Annotated in this window: 17 protein-coding genes; 5 read left to right on the forward strand and 12 right to left on the reverse strand. The window is 74.7% G+C overall.

The window, feature by feature from the left end; genetic code table 11:
• Positions 1–27 precede the first annotated feature (27 nt).
• Both ACZ7RU_RS27965 and ACZ7RU_RS27970 read left to right on the forward strand, forming a co-directional pair.
• Positions 28–771 carry an AraC family transcriptional regulator gene (locus ACZ7RU_RS27965; RefSeq protein ID WP_470343732.1) on the forward strand — a complete coding sequence of 248 codons (744 nt, stop codon included), beginning with the start codon at positions 28–30 and terminating at the stop codon, positions 769–771.
• Positions 772–819: 48 nt separating this feature from the next.
• Complete coding sequence (locus ACZ7RU_RS27970; RefSeq protein WP_470343733.1) at positions 820–1,563, forward strand: SOS response-associated peptidase; 744 nt, start codon at positions 820–822, stop codon at positions 1,561–1,563.
• Positions 1,564–1,855: 292 nt separating this feature from the next.
• On the opposite strand, the gene ACZ7RU_RS27975 is transcribed toward ACZ7RU_RS27970, so the two are convergent.
• The 8 genes from ACZ7RU_RS27975 to ACZ7RU_RS28010 form a co-directional block, all read right to left on the reverse strand.
• Positions 1,856–2,044, reverse strand: coding sequence for a thiazolylpeptide-type bacteriocin (locus ACZ7RU_RS27975; protein ID WP_387755892.1), 189 nt, complete (start codon positions 2,042–2,044; stop codon positions 1,856–1,858).
• Positions 2,045–2,315: 271 nt separating this feature from the next.
• Positions 2,316–3,839: a lipase family protein gene (locus tag ACZ7RU_RS27980; RefSeq protein WP_470343734.1), complete on the reverse strand. Its 1,524-nt coding sequence runs from the start codon at positions 3,837–3,839 to the stop codon at positions 2,316–2,318.
• Between the two features lie 209 nt (positions 3,840–4,048).
• Positions 4,049–6,667: a class IV lanthionine synthetase LanL gene (gene lanL, locus ACZ7RU_RS27985; protein WP_470343735.1), complete on the reverse strand. Its 2,619-nt coding sequence runs from the start codon at positions 6,665–6,667 to the stop codon at positions 4,049–4,051.
• Between the two features lie 54 nt (positions 6,668–6,721).
• Positions 6,722–6,889 carry an SflA family class IV lanthipeptide gene (locus tag ACZ7RU_RS27990; RefSeq protein ID WP_470343736.1) on the reverse strand — a complete coding sequence of 56 codons (168 nt, stop codon included), beginning with the start codon at positions 6,887–6,889 and terminating at the stop codon, positions 6,722–6,724.
• A gap of 259 nt (positions 6,890–7,148) precedes the next feature.
• Positions 7,149–8,060, reverse strand: a complete 912-nt coding sequence (locus tag ACZ7RU_RS27995) for a phytoene/squalene synthase family protein (protein WP_470343737.1) — start codon at positions 8,058–8,060, stop codon at positions 7,149–7,151.
• A 97-nt stretch (positions 8,061–8,157) separates the two neighbouring features.
• Positions 8,158–8,703 carry a hypothetical protein gene (locus ACZ7RU_RS28000; protein WP_470343738.1) on the reverse strand — a complete coding sequence of 182 codons (546 nt, stop codon included), beginning with the start codon at positions 8,701–8,703 and terminating at the stop codon, positions 8,158–8,160.
• Between the two features lie 212 nt (positions 8,704–8,915).
• Entirely contained in the window at positions 8,916–10,154 is a 1,239-nt protein-coding gene (locus ACZ7RU_RS28005; RefSeq protein WP_470343739.1) for a styrene monooxygenase/indole monooxygenase family protein, read from the reverse strand.
• 256 nt (positions 10,155–10,410) lie between these two features.
• Positions 10,411–11,061, reverse strand: coding sequence for a pyridoxamine 5'-phosphate oxidase family protein (locus ACZ7RU_RS28010; protein ID WP_470343740.1), 651 nt, complete (start codon positions 11,059–11,061; stop codon positions 10,411–10,413).
• A gap of 299 nt (positions 11,062–11,360) precedes the next feature.
• Between ACZ7RU_RS28010 and ACZ7RU_RS28015 the strand changes: the two genes are divergently transcribed.
• Positions 11,361–12,863 carry an FAD-binding oxidoreductase gene (locus tag ACZ7RU_RS28015; RefSeq protein WP_470343741.1) on the forward strand — a complete coding sequence of 501 codons (1,503 nt, stop codon included), beginning with the start codon at positions 11,361–11,363 and terminating at the stop codon, positions 12,861–12,863.
• A 127-nt stretch (positions 12,864–12,990) separates the two neighbouring features.
• Here the strand turns inward: ACZ7RU_RS28015 and ACZ7RU_RS28020 are convergent, their stop codons facing one another.
• The 3 genes from ACZ7RU_RS28020 to ACZ7RU_RS28030 all read right to left on the reverse strand — a co-directional run bounded on the left by ACZ7RU_RS28020 (position 12,991) and on the right by ACZ7RU_RS28030 (position 15,728).
• Positions 12,991–13,353, reverse strand: coding sequence for a hypothetical protein (locus ACZ7RU_RS28020; protein WP_470343742.1), 363 nt, complete (start codon positions 13,351–13,353; stop codon positions 12,991–12,993).
• Positions 13,354–13,578: 225 nt separating this feature from the next.
• Positions 13,579–14,973 (reverse strand): serine/threonine-protein kinase, encoded by a 1,395-nt coding sequence (locus tag ACZ7RU_RS28025; RefSeq protein WP_470343743.1) that lies wholly within the window; start codon positions 14,971–14,973, stop codon positions 13,579–13,581.
• The gene (locus ACZ7RU_RS28030) at positions 14,970–15,728 is read right to left on the reverse strand and encodes an FHA domain-containing protein (protein WP_470343744.1); all 759 of its coding nucleotides are present in this window, start codon (positions 15,726–15,728) and stop codon (positions 14,970–14,972) included. The genes ACZ7RU_RS28025 and ACZ7RU_RS28030 overlap by 4 nt, the downstream gene beginning before the upstream one ends.
• Positions 15,729–16,178: 450 nt before the next feature.
• On the opposite strand from ACZ7RU_RS28030, the gene ACZ7RU_RS28035 reads away from it, so the two are divergent.
• Positions 16,179–17,543, forward strand: coding sequence for an FAD-dependent oxidoreductase (locus ACZ7RU_RS28035; protein WP_470343745.1), 1,365 nt, complete (start codon positions 16,179–16,181; stop codon positions 17,541–17,543).
• 112 nt (positions 17,544–17,655) lie between these two features.
• Here ACZ7RU_RS28035 and ACZ7RU_RS28040 read toward each other — a convergent pair whose 3' ends face one another.
• Positions 17,656–18,273: a TetR-like C-terminal domain-containing protein gene (locus ACZ7RU_RS28040; RefSeq protein WP_470343746.1), complete on the reverse strand. Its 618-nt coding sequence runs from the start codon at positions 18,271–18,273 to the stop codon at positions 17,656–17,658.
• Positions 18,274–18,613: 340 nt separating this feature from the next.
• Between ACZ7RU_RS28040 and ACZ7RU_RS28045 the strand changes: the two genes are divergently transcribed.
• On the forward strand, positions 18,614–18,829 hold the full coding sequence (locus tag ACZ7RU_RS28045) for a hypothetical protein (RefSeq protein WP_470343747.1): 216 nt from the start codon (positions 18,614–18,616) through the stop codon (positions 18,827–18,829).
• The last annotated feature ends 47 nt before the right edge of the window (positions 18,830–18,876 follow it).

Below are 18,876 nucleotides of genomic sequence, written 5' to 3' on the forward strand. Positions count from 1 at the left end.
GTCGGACTTCCGATAACCTGCCAGGCGATGCCGGACATCCGCCACGACCCCGTCGCCCCGACCAGGGCCCAACTGCTGCCCTCAGGCGGCGAGATCGACGCCCACCGGCACGACGACCACCAGATCGCCTACGCCGCCCGCGGCGTGCTGAGCATCACCACCGACGCCGGATCGTGGGTCGCCCCCGGCAACCGCGCCCTGTGGATCCCGGCCGGCACCGTCCACGCCCACCAGGCCCACGGCGAACTCGAACTCCACCTGGTCGGCCTGCCCGCCGCCGACAACCCGCTCGGCCTCGACCGCCCGACCGTCCTCGCCGTCGAACCCCTGCTGCGCGAACTGATCGTCGCCTACACCCGCACCCCCGGACAGGACAGCCCCGAACGCTCCCGGCTGCGCGCCGTCCTGCTCGACCGGCTGCGCGCGTCCCCGCAGAGCCCGCTCCACCTGCCCACCCCCGCCACGCCCCTGCTGCGGGCGCTGTGCGCGCTGCTGGAGGCCGACCCGGCCGACGGCCGCACCCTCGCCGAACTCGGCCGCGCCGTCGGCGCCAGCGACCGCACCCTCTCCCGGCTGTTCCGCGCCGACCTCGGCCTGACCTTCCCCCAGTGGCGCACCCAACTGCGCCTGCACCACGCCCTGGTACTGCTCGCCGAGGGCCTGCCGGTCACCGCCGTGGCCCACCGCTGCGGCTGGGCCTCGGCCAGCGCCTTCATCGACGTGTTCCGCCGCGCCTTCGGCCACACCCCGGGGGCGCGGGCGCCCCGCTGAACGGCGTCGGCCGCACCTTCGGCCGTGCGGCATGGGAGGCTTGGGGCCATGTGCGGCCGCTTCGTCTCCACCACCACGCCCCAGGACCTCGTCTCACTGCTCGGAGAGCTCCGATGGGACCCGGCCGAAACCTTCGCGCCGAGCTGGAACGTCGCGCCGACCGACCCCGTCCCGGCCGTCCTCGAACGCGTCGACCGGGACACCGGCGAGATCCTGCGCCAACTCCGGCCGCTGCGCTGGGGCCTGGTCCCGTCCTGGTCCAAGGACCCGTCCGGCGGCGCCCGCATGATCAACGCCCGCTCGGAGACCGTCGACACCAAACCCGCCTTCCGCAAGGCCTTCACCGCCCGCCGCTGCGTGATCCCCGCCGACGGCTACTTCGAGTGGCGCGAGGTCCCGGCCGGCGCCGGCCACAAGAAGTACAAGCAGCCGTACTTCCTCAGCACCGGCGGCGTGATGCTGATGGCCGGCCTGTACGAGTTCTGGCGCGACCGCACCCTCTCCGAGGACGACCCGCTCGCCTGGCTCGCCACCGCCACCGTCATCACCACCGACGCCACCGACTCCGCCGGCCGCGTCCACGACCGGATGCCCCTCACCATCGCCCCCGACGACGTCGCCACCTGGCTCTCCCCCGCCCACACCGACCGCGCCGAACTCCACCACCTCCTGCGCCGCCCCGCCGACGGCGACCTGCGCGTCCGCGCCGTCCCCACCACCGTCAACAGCGTCCGCAACAACGGCCCCGAACTCCTCGCCGACGCCCCCGACCCGCTGGGGCTCGCGGACTGAGGCCGAGTCACCCCAGGTGCGCTCGAAACCGTGGGTGCGGTCAGCGGTGACCGGCCTCGTACAGCCGCCGCAGGGCCCTGAGGTCGTTGGCCGGGGATCCCCCTCCGCCCGAGGCGGGGCGCATCTCGCGGGACGGTCGGGGCAGGTCCAGCGGCGCGGGCCCGGGCGAGGGCCGGGCGGGACGGGCCCGGCGCGTCGGGTGGACGCGCCGGGCCCGTCCTGGTGCGGTGGCGTCGGCCTCGGAAGGCCTGGCCGGGAGGCTCGGCCCAGGGCCGGGCCCGAGTGGCGATCGTCAGACGATCGGCGCGATCGAGTCCTGCGGCTGCGCACAGGAGGACGAGGCCTGGCAGGAGCAGGAGCCCCACGAGGCGCCGTTCTCGGGCAGGGCGACGGTGTCGCGCAGCGCGGTGACGGTCAGGTCGCTGAGGTCGAGGTCCTGAAGGTCGAGGGCCTCGGTGCGGGACGCGGTGGTGTCTGACATGGCGTTCTCCCTTGAGTCGGCAGGCGTGCCGGCCGGAACGGAACGGTGTGCCTGCGAAGCGATTACTGCGGGATGTGCCGGGCCCCCCGTGGGTGCGCCGCCGACGGGTCGCTACGACCCGGGCTCGCGCCGCCCGGGGATGACTCTAGCCCGCGGGCGGCGGGCGGGATACGGGTTCGGGAATCTTGGCCGGGATCCCGTTCCCCGTCGGCTCAGGACCGGTCCGGCTCGACCGGCGCTCCCACGGCCGCCGGGGATCCCGGCGCCGGCGTCACCCCCTCCGCGGGCCCTCCGGCTCCTCGTAGGTGAACTCGTCGGCGGGGCCCGCCGGGGAGGACCAGCCGTTCGAGAGCACGGTGATGTCGACGGTCCTGGGCTTGCCGACGCCCTTGGTCGGGGCGGGCGCGGTGGCCGCGATGGTGTCCGGCGGGGTCACCTGCCCGACGGCCTGGTCGTCGCCGAAGAAGACCTTGGCGTCGGCTCCGAAGTTAACGCCCGTGACGGTGACGGGGGTGCCGGTCCGGCCGTGGTCCTCGCTGATGGCGGTGACCCGAACCGGGGCGGTCCCCTCGTAGGCGAACTGCGCGGTGGGGACGGCAGGCGAGGTACCGAGGAAGGTGGTGACCCGGACGGGCACCACGCCGACCCCGGCGGGCGGGTACGTGGTGATCGTGGTGCCGTCGCTGCTGACCGCGATCCGGGGGCAGGCGACCGTGCCGAAGTCCAGGGCCACGCCCTGGCCCGGGTTGAAGCCCTTGCCGGTGACGGTGACCTGGGTGCCGCTGCCGCCGGTGTCGGGGCTGACGCCGGTGACCACCGGCCCGGAGGGCACGACGGGGGCGCCGAGCAGGCCCAGGTAGGTGTCGTTGGCGTGCTGGTAGGCGACCTGGCCCAGGAAGTCCTGCAGGGACTCCTTGACCAGGGCGGGGTCGTGCGTCACGTAGTGCGGGTTCAGCGGGACGGCGGGGCCCGGCTGGGCGTAGACGTTGGGCCCGGGCAGTCCGGCGAGCGCCGAGATGACGGCGCGGACGTCCTCGTTCGCCTTCGGGCCCTCGTCGGGGTACCACTTCTTGGCGTCGTCGAGGCTGGTCCAGGCCAGCGGCACGATGTCCCAGCTGTTGACGTAGCGCTGGTTGACGACCCAGGACAGTTCGTCGGTGAGGTGGTTCGCGAAGGCCGCGTTGCCGGCGCTGGGGGCGGCGAAGGTGTAGAGGCCGAACCGCGGGTCCCCCGGCCAGGACTGCGCCTGGAGGTAGGCGCCGACCATGGTGGCGAGGCAGCCGCCCAGGCTGTGCCCGATCACGTAGACGGTGGGGTTGGCGGGCGCCTTGGCGAGGGCGCCGGTGAGGGCCTGCGTGAGGGTTACGCCGACCGAGTCCATGGTGAGGACCTGGCTGAAGGCCGTCATCGCGCCCTTGGAGGCGGAGGCCGGGTCGGTCGGCGAGCCCGCGAAGCCGAACGGGACCACCGTGCCGACGTCCAGGTCCTCCAGGAGGTCGGTCACCGTGCCGACGGTGCCGCGCAGGACCACGGCGAACTGGTTGGAGCCGTCGCGGTTCTGCGCCAGGTAGGCCAGGTTGGCGTTGGCCGGGCTCATCGCGATCCAGTTGAGGATCCAGGTGCCCCCGGTGGCGAGGGAGGAGTCGGGCAGCAACTGGTTGATGCCCAGGAAGGCCCGGTTGCACTGCTGCGCCACCTGCTCCCCCGACGGCCGGGTCGTGGCGGCGGTCGCGGCGATCGCCGCGAGGGTCATCGCCGCCTGGGGCGTCATCGGTTCGGACTGCTCCGTGGTCATGCGCGCTCCTCGGGTCCGCCCGGGCCTCGACGGCGCGGGTCGTACCCCATCCTGTTGCCGCACCACGGGCCTGGCGGGGCGTCACCTCCGGTGCCTCCGGCGCCTCACGCGTTCGGCCGACGGCGCGCTACAGGGCGGCGCGCTAATGGGCGGCACGGTACAGGGCGGCCCCGGGCCGGGCGGAGCCACCGCCCGATCCGTACGGCTGCTCAGGTCAGCGGCAGCTGCCCCGGGACCGGCCCGCCGCGCCGGGCGAGGCGGCGCAGGAAGGTGGTGACGCCGGGGGTGCCGACCGCCCAGGCGCGGGCCTCCGCGTCCGGCCGGCGGCCGGGCAGCAGCGGCCGGGCGGGCGGGCCGCCGGCCCGGGTGAGGATCAGGCCGGCCAGTTCCTCGGCGGCCGCCCAGTGCCGGGCCTCGCCGGTGGCCACGGCGAGGTCGACGAAGAGGTCCCCGACGCCCGCGAGGCCGCAGCAGCGGAAGACCTGCGCGGTCCTCGGCGCGATCGTCCGGCAGGTGCCGGCCGCCTCGGCGGCCAGGGCGAGCAGGTCGTCGTCGCCGTACTGCCGGCCGGCCTGGACCAGCAGGGTGCCGAGCCCGGCCAGGCCCCGGCACCAGGCGAGGTAGCGGCGGGTCGCGCCGGGTGCGCGGGCGGCGGCCATGATGCCCGGGAGGTCGGCGGCGAGCCCGTCCACGATGTGCCGGGCGGTGCGCAGGGACGCCTCGTCGGGCATCGCGAGCAGGAAGTGGGCGACGCCCGCGCGGCCGTGCGCGAAGCCCTCCGCGAGGGCCGCGGTGCCGGGGTTGGGCTCCTCCCCGAGGTCGTCCAGCGGACGGCCGGCCAGCTCGGCGGCGCAGTCGGCGGCGGCCGCGCGGTGCGCTTCGGCCGCCGGGCCGAGGGCTGTCGGGCCGGGCGCTGTCGGCCCGAGGACCGCCGACCCAGGAGCCGCCGTAGCGAGGCCGGCGAGCAGCAGGTGTCCGGTGCCGATCCCGGCGGTGCCGGCGATCTGGTCCACGCCCGTCCCCTGGTACCGGCGGTGCGCCGGGGGCTCGGTACCGAGGGCGGCGGCCGCCTCGGCGAGGAACAGGTCGACGCCCGTACGGCCCTGGTACAGCGAGCCGTCCAGGTGGTCGAGGGCCGGGTGGGCGGCCGTCCAGCGGGCCAGCTCGGCGGCGGCGGCCCGGGCGTCCGGGCGGTCCGGGTGCTGGAGCAGTTCGAGTCCGAGGCCGGCCGCGCCGTCGTACAGCGAGAGCAGGGTCCGGGGCCGCTCCGCGCCCGGGTCGGCGCCGACCAGCTCGCGGGCCATCCGGACGCAGGTGGTGACGGTGTGGTCGAGCGCCTCCGCGGGCCGGCCCGTGGGCCGGCCGACGGGGGCGCCGCGTCGGGCGGGCGCGGTGCCGTCCCGCAGCTGCGCGGCCGCGGCGGCGCGCCGCGCCGGGTCGAAGCTCAGCAGGCCCCGGACCAGCTCCGCCGCCGGGTGCCCGGGCTCCGGGAGGGCGGCGCGCAGGCAGGCCAGGGTGCGGTCGCGGTTGGTCGCCGGGTCCGGGTCGATCACCACCGGGTCGAGGCCGGTGAGGGCGTGGTGAAGGGTGGCGCCCAGCGCGTAAAGGTCCTCGGTGGGGTCCTGCCCGGTGGCGCCCGGCAGGCCGTACCCGGCGGTGGCGCCCGGCGGGCGGTCGCCGGCCAGCGCGCTCACGCCGAAGTCGACCAGCGCGGGCCGGCCGTCCCGGTCGAGCACCACGTTGGCGGGCTTGAGGTCGCAGACCACCACGCCGCGCGCGTGCACCGAGTCCAGCACCCGCAGCAGCCGGCGCGCCAGCGTCCACCAGTCCCGTCCGCCCTCGGCCGGGGCGGCACCGGAGGCCGGGGCGGCACCGGCACCGGCACCGTACGGTCCGGAGGTGAGCAGCTCGCGGCGCAGGTCGGTCACCCCGCACGCGGTGCTGACCAGGTACTCGTCGGTGCCGTGCCGGAAGTAGTCGACCAGCGCGGGCACGCCGGGCACCCCGGCCAGCGCGTCGAGCACCCGCCGCTCGTGCCGCAGCCGGCCGCGCGCGTCGGTCCCCGCGCCGTCCTCGGCGACGAAGGCCCGGGCCTGTTTGACCACGACCTCACGCCCGGTGGCGAGTTCGACGGCGCGGTAGACGTGGCCGCTGGGCGCGCGGGTGATGCCGGCGGTGATCCGGTAGCGGCCGGCGCCGACCCGGGTGGTCGCCGGACAGGCGGGGGCACCGGGCGCCTCGAACGGGTCGTCCGCCCACGGCGGACGGCGGTAGCGGGCCTCGGCCAGGCCGGGGAACAGCGAGCCGTCCGGGCCGGTCATGCCGGCCTGCGCCTCGTCGTCGGTGACGCGGAACGGCCCGTAGCGGTAGTGCACCGGGGCGTCCGGCCGCACCCGGCGGTCGCTGACCACCGCGGGGCCTTCCCGGCCGGCCAGCGCCTGCGCCAACTCCAGCCCCAGGGTGCGGACTTCCTCCGGCCGGGGGTAGACCGTGACGGCCTTGCCCACGGCGGCGGCGCCGTGCCGGCCGCTGTTGAGCTCCCACAGCGTCTCGGTGCTCACCGCGAACTTCACGTCGCAGACCCGGCGGAGGAGGATCGGGAGCACCGTGTCCAGCAGCGCCGCGAACCCCTCCGGGCGGGCGGACAGGTGCAGCTTCCAGCCGTGGGCGAGCTCCGGCATCCGGGGATCCCGGAGGTACCACCACTGGCCGTCGGTGCGCGGCGGGCGGTGCGGGCCGGGCGCCCGGGCGGCGAGTTCCTCGACCCGGCGCCGGAGTTCCTCGTGTCCCGGGACCGCGGCGGAGCCGGGGTCGGGCGGTGTGCTCATGGTTTCCGTCCTCCCCCGGCCCCGCCGTGGTCAGTTCGTCCGGATCCGTAGGGATCAGAAGTCGACCTCACAGGGGAAGCGGGTCGGGACGTAGGTCACCCACGGGTCGGCGAGGCAGGCGACCGGGGTGAGGTCGGCGTCGAACGCGTCCTCGAAGACGATGGCGTCCTCGTCGATCTCGAGCGGGCCGGCGTCGCGGATGGCGGTCATCAAGGCACTCATGGGGGTCCTCCCAATGATTGGGGTTGATGGGTCCTTCTCGCTGAGCGGGCTCATGCTAGCCAGACCGTCCGGCCGGGGACAGGGAGCTGACGGACCCGCCGGATCGCCTACGACAAAGGGAGGTTCCGTTTGTGGACGCCGGCTCCGCCCGCCCTCACCGGGGCGGCACACACGGGATCGCCACATCCGGGCCGGTCATCCGGGCCGGTCATCCGGGCCGGATGCGGCGATCCGGTCAGCCGGCCGCAATCCGATCAGGTCAGCCGCGCAGGCGGCGGGCCCGGAGGTACTCACGGGCCAGCAGGCGCAGCGCGGCAGGCTTGGCCGGGCTCGCCGAGCGGCGCAGCAGGGCGCCCAGCCCGGCGCGGGCGGCGGCGCTGGTGAGCTCCTCCACGCCGACGATGCAGCGGACCATCGGCCGGTGGGCGGGCGGCACCCGGTCGACGACGGCCCGGCCATCCGCGAGGGCGCGGTCGGCCCGGTCGAGCAGGGCGGCGAGCAGCGCCCGGACGGCGGGCAGGTCGCGGCCCTGCTCCAGGTCGGCGCGGGTGACGCCGTGCTCCTCCAGCGTCTGCGCGGGGATGGTCAGCCGGCCGTCGGCGAGGTCCTCGGCGAGGTCGTTGACGAAGTCCAGCCGCTGGCTGCCGTCGATGAAGGTGCGGCAGGCGGCGCGGTAGTCGCGTTGGTCGCCGTCCGGGCCGATCAGGCCGGCGACCACCATGAAGCCGGGCAGCGAGTACCCGTCGACGTAGGCCTGGTAGTCCTCCTCGGTGGCGAACCCGGTGAAGTCCAGGTCGGCCGCGGTCGCGGCGAGGAAGTCCAGCACCCGGTCCCGCAGGACGGGGTGGGCGTCGATGCTGTGCAGCAGGGGGCGCAGCTCGGGGTCGTCGGTACGGCCGGTGGCGAGGCTGTCGGTGACCTGCCGCTGCCAGCGGGCGGACGCCGCCCGGCGTTCGGCGGGCGGGCCGCTGTCGAGGAGGGTGTCGGTGCGGTGCATGAAGGCGGCGGCGGCGATCACGTGCGGGACCATCCGGGCGGGCAGCAGCAGCTCGGTGGCGAGCGCGGCCTCCCGTCGGTACCGGGCCATCTGCTGCCGCTGCCGGGCGTAGTCGGCCCGCAGCCCGGCCTCCCGCACGCCGGCCGCGTCCAGCGCCCGCTCCCACCTGCCCACTCGGTCCACCCCATCGCCTGTTCGCCGGGGACCGAGCGTAGTCGGTGGGAGCGGCCGGACCTATTCGGGCCTCCCTGGGACAGGCGCCGGCCGCAGGTCAGCGCTGGCGGATCGCGGAGAAGCCGCAGGCCGGGGTGCAGAGGGTGACGATGCCGCTGTAGCGGTAGGTCGTACGGCCCTGGGTGACGCTGTGGGTGGTGTGCTTCTCCCGCAGGTTGAGCTCCCGGCAGCGCGGGCAGGCGGCGGCGACCGGCTGGCCCCAGGGACGGTTCGGGTTCAGCTTGGCGATGGAGACGACCATCAGGACGGCGGCCAGGCCCGCGCCGCCGAAGCCGACGATCCGCCACACCCCGTTGCCGGACTCCCGCCGGTCGATCATCTCGTCGTAGGAGTAGGTGCCCCCGCCGCCGCGGCTCGACCAGATCCGGCACTCGCTGTGCCGGGTCATCGTCTTGCCGTCGCAGGTCGGCGGGGTGTCCGGATCCGACTTGCCGACCACCAGTGCCAGGAAGAAGCCGAGTGCGATCAGCAGGCCGAAGAAGACCACGGCGACGGTCCGGCTGCGGCCGGTGTGCAGCCGTTTGCGCTCGTTGTACGCCGTATCGATCACAGCTTGGGCCATGTTGCCCCCGTCGACCGCCACTGCTCTTCTCCTGTTGTCCGGATCGCTCCCCCGGCCCGTTGCCCCGGGGCGGGTGGCCCCCTCCGTGAGGGGGCGAGAAGAACCCACCATGATCGACGGGTGGCCGTACGGGACTTGGGGAGAGTTTGACCCTTCGGTGATCTGCCGTGACCTCGCCGACCCCATGCCGTGACCTCGGCGGGTCGCCGTGACCTCGCCGACCCGTCGCGGCCTCAGCGGCCCGCCGTGACCGACGCCAGGTAGGCGGCCGCCCTGGCCGGGTCGAGGAACCAGTCGTCCAGGTCGGCCGGGTCGTCGAAGCCGTTGGCGAAGCGGTCGGCCACGGCCGGTACCTGGCCGCCCGCACCGAACAGGCGGAGGACGTGCGGGGGCGGCGGGGCGAGCATCGCGTTGGTCCAGGTGGTGGCGGGGCCCGCGGTCCGCCAGAAGCGGTCGAAGGCGGCCTGCTGGAAGTGGCGGTCGAAGGGCTGGTCGCCGTGGGCGAGGATCGCGTCCAGGTAGTCGGCGGCGCACTTGGCGGCGTTGTTCGAGCCCTGGCCGGTGATCGGGTCGTTGAGGACGACCACGTCCGCGACGCCCAGCACCGCGCCGCCGCCGGGCAGTTCGCCGACCGGGTGGCGGACCACCGGGGTGAAGCGCCCGGCCAACGTGGCACCCGCGTCGGTGAGTTCGACGCCGGAGCGGGTGCGGTCGTACTCCCAGGGGATGAAGGTCCTCATCAACTCCAGTGTCACCCGCAGGTGTTCGGCCGGATCGCGGATCCCGTCGAAGGCGTCCGCCGGCCCGCCGGGCCGGGCCTCCCAGAGCAGGATGTCGCAGGGCCCGGTCGCGGTCAGCGCCGGCACCGCGAAGAACTCGCCGACGCCCGGCACCACGTTGCAGCGCACCGCCGGGAAGTCGTGCTCGGGGCGCGGCCCGAGGCCGTGCACGTAGCTGGCGGCGAGCGCGCGCTGCGGCCGCTCGTACGGGGAGCGCGCGAGGTCGCGCTCGAACAGCGAGGCCAGCGAGCCCTTCCCGGAGGCGACCAGCGCCAGGTCGTACGAGCCGGCCAGGTTCTGGAGGTCGGCGGGCGTCACCTGGCGCAGCTCGACCCGGCCGCCGCGTTCGGCGAACAGCTCCAGCCAGGCGGACATCTTCAGCCGCTGGTCGACGGACTGCGCGTAGGCGTCCAGCCGCCCGACCCAGTCGATCGGCCGCTCCGCCCGCGACCCGGCGACCGACAGCCCGACGCCCTCGATCCGGGGCGCCCGGTCGGCCCACAGGTCCAGGCCGAGGGCGCGCTCGGTGCGCAGCGCGGAATCGAACATGCACTGGCTGGACGTCACCCGCCCGCCGCGCACCTCCTCCGGGCCGCGGTCGGTCAGCACCGTCACGTCGTAGCCGTGGGCCTGGAGCCCCAGGGCCAGTTGGAGCCCCGCCTGCCCGGCTCCGACGATCAGAACTCTGCGCATCGCCCTGCTCCCCTGGTGGTACGTCCCGGACGGCGGCCGGTACGGCTCGGCCGCCACCGGTCTGCTTACCAGTCATCGCCGGGCCCGTCCACGGGCCGCACCGCTGCCCGCCGCACCCGGCGCACTCCCCGGCCTCGCGCCCGCTCGTCTTCCAACTCACCACAACCACAAGGGACAAGGCCGCCGTCGTCGGTCCGGGCCCGGGTGGCCGACCCCGCGACGGCTGGGACGCGGGCCCGGCGCGACGACCGGAGCCTCACCCCGAGACCAGCTGCCGCCCGCTGATCTCCTCCGGGCGGATCCGCACCCAGCGCGGCCGCTTCCCGCCCGCCCAGGGCGCCGCACCGGGCAGGCCGGCCAGTCGCTCCAGCTCGGCCGGGTCGTCCACGTAGTGCGCCGGGCCGACGGCGAGCACGCTCCAGCCGCGCCCGAGGTACTCGTCGATGTGGTCGACCTGGAAGGAGACCGCGGCCCCCTCCTCCGGGGCGGCCGCGTCGTGCTCGCCGGTGCGGTAGGCGAAGGAGCCCTCGTCCACCACGTAGTTGACCGGCAGCACCACCGGCCCCGGCTCGACCGGCAGGGCGATCCGGCCGATCCCGTGGCCGCCGACCAGCTGCCAGCAGTCCTGCTCGGTGAGGGCGAGCAGCCGGGGACGCGGGCCCGGGGAGCCCTGCCCGGGCGGGGCGTCGGCGCGGCCGGACAGCAGCTCGCCGCGGGTGCTGTCGAGGGCGGCGGCGATCCGGACGAAGCCCGCCGGATCGAACGCGGGCCCGGCGTCCAGCAGGCACCGCAGGTAGCGGGGGGCCATCGCGGCCCGGTTGGCCAGCGCCTCCTCGCTGAGGCCCAACTGCTCGCGCCGTTCGGTGATCCGGCGGGCCACGACGGCGGGGTCGGGGGTGTCGTGCACGTGGTGACTCCTCGGCTTGCCGGAGGCCGTCGGGCCGCTTCCGGGCGTTGACCAGGCCGGTCCATCCAAGCGCCCGGCCTGCGGCAAGTCGAGCAACAACGCGGCCCGTGCGTGTCGGTGCGGTCGGCCGCCCCGGGGCCGCCGCTCCACCCGCCCCGGCCCCGGGCCTGGATCTCCCGGCCCCCGCCCCCGCTGCGCCGGAAGGCTCAGCTCCGCAGGCCCGACCGGCGTCACGGCGTGACGATCGGGCTGGACAGCACCCGTGCGCCGGTCGCCGGTCGCACGGAGAAGGGCCCGCCATGAACCTGAACCGACGACGCTTCCTCACCGCCCTCGGCGCCGCCGCCACGGCGGTGGCCGCCGGCGGCACCCCCGCCCGGGCGCTCGTGGCCTTCCCGCCCCGCGACCGCGGCTGGGCGGCCGCACCGCCCGACTGGCAGGCGCTGCGGGACCGCCTGGGCACCCGGCTGGTCCTCCCCGCCGACCCCGGTTACGGGACCGCCCGGCTCGGCTACAACACGCTGAACGACGGCCAGCTCCCCGCCGCCGTGGCGCAGTGCGTGTCCGCCGACGACGTACGGGCCTGCCTGGACGTCGCCCGGGGGCACGGGATCCCGATCGCGGCCCGCGGCGGCGGCCACTGCTACCTCGGGTACAGCATCCCCGCCCGGGGCCTGGTGATCGACCTGCGCCGGATGGCCGACGTCCGGGTGCACCCCGACGGCACCGCCGAGATCGGCGCCGGCGCCCGCCTGATCGAGGTGTACGCGGCGCTCGCCGAGGCCGGCCGGCTGCTCCCGGGCGGCAGCTGCCCGACCGTCGGGGTCAGCGGCCTGACCCTGGGCGGCGGACTCGGCGTACTGACCCGCAAGTACGGGCTCACCTGCGACCGGCTGGCCTCGGCCGACGTGGTCACCGCCGACTCGCGCCTGCTCACCGCCTCGCCCGGCACGGAGCCCGACCTGTTCTGGGCGCTGCGCGGCGGCGGCGGAGGCAACTTCGGCGTCGTCACCCGGTTCGGCTTCGCCACCGCCCCCGCGCCCGGCCTGACCGTCTTCGTGCTCGCCTTCCCGGCCGGCTCGGTGACCCAGGTGCTGGGGGCCTGGCAGCAGTGGGTCGCCGGGGCCCCGTACGAGCTCTGGGCCAGCTGCCAGATCTCCGGCGGCACGCCGCCCGGCTGCCGGATCGTCGGCTGCTACGTGGGCGACCCCAGCGGCGCGAACCCCCTGCTCGACCGCCTGGTGACGGCGGCCGGCACCACCCCGACCTCGCGCACCGTCTCTCCCAGGGACTACCTCGGCGCCATGAAGTTCATGGCGGGCTGCTCGAACGACACCATCGCCCAGTGCCACCCCACCTGGGAGGGCGGCATCCTGCCCCGGGCCGGCTTCGTCGCGGTCTCCCGGGTGCTGGGACCGGCGCCGCTCGACCCGGCGGGGGTCACGGCGCTGATGACCGGCCGCTCCGGCGTCGACCTGCTGCTCGACTCCCTGGGCGGCGCCGTCGGTGAACTCGCCCCCGGCGCCACCGCCTTCCCCCACCGCGCCTCGCTCGCCACCGCCCAGGTCTACGCCGGCGCCACGTCGATCAGCGAGGACCGGGTCCGGACCACCGTTAACAGGATCCGCGACGGGCTGGCCGCTCTCGGCGCGCGCGGCGCCTACGTCAACTACATCGACGGCACGCTGCCCGACTGGGGCCGCGCCTACTACGGCGGGAACCTGCCGCGGTTGAAGGAGGTGGCCCAGCGCTACGACCCGGACGGGGTCTTCGCCTTCCCCCAGTCCGTGACGGCCGCCTGAAGCTCGCTGCGGAAGGCCGACGGCGGGACGGTCCTCCGGTACGGGTGGGGTGCTGCGGCGGGGTGCTGCGATGGGGATGGCATCGGAGTACTCGGACACCATCCCCACCCGGGGAAGTTCGGGCCCCCTAGCCGATGGTGTAGGTGTAGACCTTCGGCGGTGTCGGGTTCGAACGGCCGTTGTGGTCGAAGTACTTGCGGGTGCCCTTGCCGCAGGCCTTGTCGGTGTAGGTGTAGATCTGGTGGTCGGGCCACCAGATCTTGACCTGCACACACTTCCCGTCGGCGGAGGTGTCCTCGAGCCAGCCCGACACGTGGGTGGTCGTGGCTCCGCAGTCCACCGAGTACGAGGACTTGCCTCCCGAGATCTGGACAGGCGGCTGCGCCCCGGTGCACGTGGCCGCGTTCGCCGGCCCGGTGCCGATCGTCAGCACTCCCCCGAGTGCCAGCATGCAGCTGGATGCCGCGAGTACTGCCCGCTTGGTGCGCATGTTCTCCCCTTGTCTGTCGTCGTGTTGCCGATCGGATCGCCATGGTCGAACGGGACTCCCGCCAGACGACCGCGCAGCTCGATGGCTGGTGGTTCCTCTCGGATCCCCTGGCGGAGGAGTAGCCGCTGACCGATCGTGCCGGGCGGTCGTGCTCCGGGGAACCCATGACTTTCCAGGGTGCTGACCGGCCGGTCGGCGGGCAGGTCCGCGCCGGCGCGCCGGTGGTCAGCAGCTCTCGGTCCAGACGTGCGACCGGGGTGCCGCCGACGACATGTCCACGTTCGTCCGGGTCTTCACCGGGATGCATCCCAGGCGGTCCCGGAGGTGGCGTTCGGCGAAGTAGACGACGTCGACGAGCGTCTCGCCCGAGGTGGCGTCGTTCCCGTTGTTGAAGACCGAGCGTGGCGGCTGCTGACCTGCCCAGCTACAGCTGGTGACGCCGGCCTGCCAGTCGACCTCGTCACCCGTCCAGGCGCACATCCTTCCCTGACCGTCGGGTTCGGTGAAGAAGCAGACGCTTCCCGGGAGGCAACGGTCGTAGCCGACGGACGTGGCGACGGCGGCCGACGCGGCGGGCGACGGACCGGGGGTGGCCGAGGGGGGTCCCGGCGACATGGCGTACAGGGCCGCACCCACGGCGGCCAGGGCGGCCGGCACGGCGACGACGAGCACGCGTCGGCGCACGGGCCGACGGCCGGGCGCCGTTCCCGCGTCCTGGCCGGCCCCGGGCTCGAGCAGGCCGCGGAGGCGGGGCAGCAGGGCCGCCGCGTCGTGGACGGCCCGTGCCTCGTGGGTGGGGGCCAGGCAGTCCGCGATGAGCTCGCGCCAGGCGGCCGGGAGTCCGGTCGACAGCCGCAGCTCCTCCCGTCCGCGCGCGTACCGCAGGGCGGCGTCCCGGCGGATCGAAGGCGTGCCGCCGGCCCAGGGCAGGGACCCGGCCAGCACGAGGTGCGCGAGGACTCCGAAGGCCCAGATGTCGGCCGTGGGCCGGATGTGCCGGCCACGTTCGCTGACCTCGCCCCACAGGAGCTCCGGCGCCGTGTAGTCGGGGGTGGAGAAGGCCGGCGCGTAGGCGTGCGTCCCGTCCAGTTCGGAGGCCACGTTGAAGTCGGCGAGCCGCACGGACCCGTCCCCCATCACGAGCACGTTGCCGGGTTTGAGGTCGCCGTGCACCCACCCCTCGTGGTGCAGCTGGTGAAGGCCCTCGCAGACCTGGAGCAGCAGGGCCGCACCGTCCGGCCCGAGCGGGCCGCGGTCGAGCAGGGTCTCCAGGGACTCCTCGGCCCGTTCGAGGACCAGAACGGTGGCACCGTCGAGTTCCGGCCGGGCGGGGTCGTCGACGGTCAGCGTGGCGTGCATCCTGATCAGCCTCGGTGCCCGCACCCGCCTCAGCAGTTCGACCTCGCGTTCGGCGAGGTCCCGCAGGTGCCCGAGCTGCCGCGGTGTGCACGTCCCGGTCGGCAGGAACTTGAGGGCGGCGGTCCGCTCCCCCGCGGCCCCGTCGGCGCGGGTCGCCGTGTAGACGGTGCCGAAGGCCCCGGACCCCAGCAGCGGGCCCACCGTCCAGGGGCCCACCCGGTACCCCTCGGGCACGACGACGGCGACGGGCCGTCCGGTCATCGCCGTGCCTCCGGGAACGACGGGTCGAGGACGCGGAGGTCGTTCGGGTCGACGAGGTCGAAGCGCAGGGCCAGGGCGACCAGGGACTCCTTGATCCCGTTCCGTCGGCCCCCGGGAGTCCCGGTGTCCGGTGCGGCCTTGAACCTGAGTTTGACCGCCAGGTAGTCGACGTTCCACTGCACCGCGGTACGACTGACCGCGGGCCAGACCGGTCGAAGTCGTTCGGTGAGCTCGTCCGCCGTGGGAACGGGGGCGTGCGCCGGCGCCCCGCGCAGCCGCGGTTCGCACAGGGCGGCGAGCACGAGGAAGTACCGTTTCGTGCGGTCCAGGGAGAAGGCCGGCGTGGTGGACTGCCCGTTCGGGAGCCAGGGGTTGGCGCCCAGGTAGTCGTGCTGGGGCGCCCACACCTCGAACCCGACGAGATCTCCTGCGGCGGGCAGGACGATCCGGGCGAACTCGAACGGTACGGGCGCCTCCAGCCGCCCCGGGGCCACCTTGATGTGCTCGCCGGTGTTCTCCGGGTTCTCCACCACGTAGGTCTGGTCGCGGCTGGTGTTGCTCAGCGTCCAGAACGTCCCGTACGCGACGATCTCGCCCGCGATCCGGGACACTCCGTGGTGGGCGATCGCCAGTCGCATCCCCCCGTTCCCCACCTCTTCCACGCTCCGTCCGAACACCAGGCGCTCACCCGGCTCGGCCCTCAACTGACCGTGCGGTCCAGGACAGTCCGGCGGTACCACGATGATGCTGTGCATGAGTCCCCTCCCCCAATCGGACGGGACAAGGCTAAGGCGTGTCTGACAATTCGCGTCGGATCAGGGCGCGGCGTAGGGGTGCGTGCATCGCAAGGCGGAGGAGGGAGCCACTGCGGTGGGGGCACCTCCCGGCCGAAGGCTGGGGGCCATTGGTGACCGACGACAACGCGGCGAGGTGCGTGCCCCGGCGTCGCGCACCCGGCGGGAATTGTCAGACACGCCTTAGGGGAGTGCGGCGCCGCTTCGCCGCTCTCTGTGACAACCTCCCACCGCACGGCCACATCCCCGGCGCCCCAGGGGTCGCGGGGCCGGAGACGCCCGAGGGGCCAGGGGCCATAGATCGTCTCTATGGCCTCATAGATCACCCCCACCTACTTCCCTGGTCATCCGTGGGGTTTGCTACAAAGGTTCAGACCACCTTTGCGCCGCGCCCGACCGGAGGACCCCGTCATGCCCCGCCCGATCCGAGTCGCGATCGTCGGAGCCGGCCCCGCCGGCATCTACGCCGCGGATGCCCTGCTGAAGTCCGACGCCGCCCGGGAGCCCGGTGTCTCGATCGACCTGTTCGAGCGGATGCCCGCCCCGTTCGGCCTGATCCGCTACGGGGTCGCGCCCGACCACCCGCGCATCAAGGGCATCGTCACGGCCCTGCACCAGGTGCTCGACAAGCCCCAGGTCCGGCTGTTCGGCAACGTCGACTACCCGACCGACCTCGCCCTGGACGACCTGCACCGCTTCTACGACGCCGTGGTCTTCTCCACCGGCGCGATGGCCGACCGGGCCATGGACATACCCGGGATCCACCTCGACGGCTCCTACGGCGCCGCCGACTTCGTCTCCTGGTACGACGGCCACCCGGACGTGCCCCGGACCTGGCCGCTGGAGGCCGAGAAGGTCGCCGTCCTCGGCGTCGGCAACGTCGCCCTGGACGTCGCCCGGATCCTCGCCAAGACCGCCGACGAGCTGCTGCCCACCGAGATCCCGCCGAACGTCCACGACGGTCTGAAGCGCAACCGGGCCGTCGAGGTGCACGTCTTCGGCCGCCGCGGCCCCGCCCAGGCCAAGTTCAGCCCGATGGAGCTGCGCGAGCTGGACCACTCCCCCACCATCGAGGTGATCGTCGCCCCCGAGGACATCGAGTACGACGAGGGCTCGATCGCCGAGCGCCGCGCGGTCAAGCACGTCGACCTGGTCGCCTCGACGCTGGAGAACTGGGCGATCCGCGACGTCGGCGACCGCCCGCACCGGGTGTACCTGCACTTCTTCGAGTCCCCGGTGGAGGTGCTCGGCGAGGACGGCCGGGTGGTCGGCCTGCGCACCGAGCGCACCGAGCTCGACGGCACCGGCAACGTGCGCGGCACCGGACGGTTCACCGACTGGGACGTGCAGTCGGTCTACCGCGCGGTCGGCTACTACTCCGACGAGCTGCCCAAGCTGCCCTTCGACCCGGCCTCGGGCACCGTCCCGCACCAGGCCGGGCGGGTCCTGGACGGCGACGGCTCGCACCGCACCGCCACGTACGTCACCGGCTGGATCAAGCGCGGCCCGGTCGGCCTGATCGGCCACACCAAGGGCGACGCCAACGAGACCGTCGCCTGCCTGCTGGACGACCACGCCGCCGGCCGCCTGCCCGGCGCCGCCGAGCCGGACCCGGCGGCCGTCGAGGAGCACCTGCGCGCCCAGGGCGTCCGCTTCACCACCTGGGCGGGCTGGCAGCTGCTGGACGCCCACGAGCGCGCGCTCGGCGAGGCGGAGCAGCGCGAGCGGGTGAAGGTCGTCGAGCGCGAGGACATGCTCCGCCACAGCGGCGCCTGAGCCTCGGGGGCGTGGTCGCCGAAATCCCGTGGGAATTCCGTCCGGAACACTCCCCCGGGATTTCGGCCGACGGCCGCACCGGGAGATTCGCCGGCCGCCGGCGGCGCGTCCGTCAGGGGCGGACGATCGGCAGCAGCAACTCGTCCACGATCTCCGCCGGGTCGAGCTGCACCGAGTCCCCGCCGCACATCTTGATCCGGTACAGCATCAGCGCCGGCACCAGGTCGGTGACCAGCGGGGTGACCGCCCCGGGCCGGACCTCGCCGCGCGCGGTGCCGCGGTCCAGCACCTCGGCGAGCAGCGCCGTCGTCGGCCGGACCACCCGTTCCAGCACGATCTCCACGAAGGCGTGCGCCCGCTGGTGGTCGAGTTCGCTCATGATCGCCCGCACGGCGGCGCCGAGCTCGCTGAACATCGCGGCGCGCAGCCTGGTGACCACCTCCAGCAGGTCGCCGCGCAGGCTGCCGGTGTCGGGGGCCGGGCCGGACGGCGGCAGGCTGGCCCGCAGCGCGTCCTTGACCAGCTCCTCCTTGGACGGCCAGCGGCGGTAGAGCGCGGCCTTGCCGGTCTGCGCGGCGGCGGCCACCCCCTCCATGGTCAGCCGGGCGTAGCCGTCGGTGGTGAGCTGCTGGAGGACCGCCTCGTAGATGGCGCTCTCCAGCGCCTCGCCGCGCCGGCGCAGCGGGGCGCCCGTCACCGTTCCGTGCCCGGCGTCCGTCTCAGCGGTCATGGTCGCGCACCTTCTTCAGTCGCCTTTCCCCGGTCCCGTGGCTCCACCCGCGCGCCCGCGGCTCTCCGGGAGATCCCGGTCGCGCGAATGGTGGGGCATTTCCTCCGGCACGATTCCCTGAAGCCCCGACACAGCCGGGGGCTACTGTCGATGTTAGTGAACGAACCCGTTCCCGCGGTCTTCCGGGCGTCGCCGCGGCCCACCGGACCCGCGTGGCGACCCCACCCGCACGACGGGACCGGGACGGGACCGTGGCCCCATGCGGTTGGGGCGGGACCGGCGGTGGCATGGAGGTGCGGGTCGGAGCGGACCCGCCTGCGGAACCCCGTGGAGGAACCCCATGACCGACAGAACGGCCAGTACGGCACTGGTGGCCGCCGGCGCCGCCGCGGCCTTCGCCGTGGTGAGCGTCGCGGCCGCCCGGGCGAGCCGGTGCCCGGTCCCGGGCACCGAGGGCGCTCAGGGCTCGAAACGGCACCGCGGCCTCGGCTCCAGCGCCCTTGTCAGCCCCTCCGAGCCCACTCCCCGCCGTTGCACGCCCCCGAACTGCCATTGACCCCGCCGTCCGCCGACTCCCCCGGAACCACCGACCCGCCCCCGGCC

The organism is Kitasatospora sp. NPDC114501 (assembly GCF_055633695.1).